Annotated in this window: 2 rRNA genes; both read right to left on the bottom strand. The window is 54.7% G+C overall.

The features are described 5' to 3' along the window. Nucleotides 1–107: ribosomal RNA gene (gene rrf / locus E1757_RS35505) — 5S ribosomal RNA — on the bottom strand; the annotation flags it as partial. A gap of 285 nt (nt 108–392) precedes the next feature. Then, nucleotides 393–1,804: ribosomal RNA gene (locus E1757_RS35500) — 23S ribosomal RNA — on the bottom strand; the annotation flags it as partial.

Raw genomic sequence — 1,804 nt, 5'->3', positions numbered from 1 at the left:
GTCCTACTCTCCCAAGACCCTGCGGTCTAAGTACCATTGGCGCTGGAGGGCTTAACGGTCGTGTTCGAGATGGGAACGCGTGGTTCCCCTCCGCCATCATCACCAAACGTGGTTTAAGTTTGATGTTCCCGCCAAGGAACATCCGTTCTTCATGCCAATTGCTCTCGGGGCTCCCCGCAAAGTAATCGGCATTATCATCGGAGCTTCCCTTCACTTTGTGGGGTGAAGTTATTGCGCCTTGAAAACTGGATCCGAAACCGGCAAGCATAGCTGTATTGCTTTTTTATCAGGGGTCCCGCAAAGTACCCGGAATACGCTTCGTCAGCCTACTCTTCACTTTGTGGGATATCTTAGTTAAGCCCTCGACCGATTAGTATTCGTCAGCTCCACACGTTGCCGCGCTTTTCCTACGCCCGCGACAGATAGGGACCGAACTGTCTCACGACGTTCTGAACCCAGCTCGCGTACCGCTTTAATGGGCGAACAGCCCAACCCTTGGGACCTACTTCAGCCCCAGGATGCGATGAGCCGACATCGAGGTGCCAAACCTCCCCGTCGATGTGGACTCTTGGGGGAGATAAGCCTGTTATCCCCAGGGTAGCTTTTATCCGTTGAGCGATGGCCCTTCCATTCGGTACCACCGGATCACTAAGCCCGACTTTCGTCCCTGCTCGACCTGTTTGTCTCGCAGTCAAGCTCCCTTCTGCCTTTGCACTCTTCGAATGATTTCCAACCATTCTGAGGGAACCTTGGGGCGCCTCCGTTACGCTTTAGGAGGCGACCGCCCCAGTCAAACTGCCCACCTGACACTGTCCCCACACCCGATTTAGGGTGCCAGGTTAGAACTCCGATACGATCAGGGTGGTATCCCAACGTCGCCTCCACACAAGCTGGCGCTCATGCTTCTCAGGCTCCCACCTATCCTGTACAGATCGTACCAAAGTCCAATATCAAGCTGCAGTAAAGCTCCATGGGGTCTTTCCGTCTTGTCGCGGGTAACCTGCATCTTCACAGGTATTAAAATTTCACCGGATCTCTCGTTGAGACAGCGCCCAAGTCGTTACGCCATTCGTGCGGGTCAGAATTTACCTGACAAGGAATTTCGCTACCTTAGGACCGTTATAGTTACGGCCGCCGTTTACTGGGGCTTCGGTTCACAGCTTCGGGTTGCCCCTTACCGCTCCCCTTAACCTTCCAGCACCGGGCAGGCGTCAGCCCGTATACTTCGCCTTGCGGCTTCGCACAGACCTGTGTTTTTGCTAAACAGTCGCTTGGGCCTTTTCACTGCGGCCCCCTCGGGCTATTCACCCTACCGAGGCACCCCTTCTCCCGAAGTTACGGGGTCATTTTGCCGAGTTCCTTAACGAGAGTTCTTCCGCGCGCCTTAGCATGCTCTGCTCGCCTACCTGTGTCGGTTTCCGGTACGGGCACCTTCTCCCTGGCTAGAGGCTTTTCTTGGCAGCTTGAACTCATGACCTTCGCTACTGCGATTTTCACTCCCCATCACAGACCAGCCTTWAYGATGTGCGGATTTGCCTGCACACCAGCCTCTCTGCTTGGACGGACATCCATCAGTCCGCGTCACTATCCTTCTGCGTCACCCCATTGCTCATAACGGTTCACGGTGGTACAGGAATTTCAACCTGTTGTCCTTCGACTACGCCTTTCGGCCTCGCCTTAGGTCCCGACTTACCCTGAGTGGACGAGCCTTCCTCAGGAACCCTTAGGCTTTCGGCGGACAAGATTCTCACTTGTCTTTTCGTTACTCATACCGGCATTCTCACTTGTATGCTGTCCAGCGCTC

This window comes from Paenibacillus piri, assembly GCF_004354045.1.
Taxonomy (GTDB): Bacteria; Bacillota; Bacilli; order Paenibacillales; family NBRC-103111; genus Paenibacillus_S; species Paenibacillus_S piri.
The sequence above is the reverse complement of the archived record's forward strand: the minus strand, read 5'-3'. Positions and strand labels throughout refer to the sequence as shown.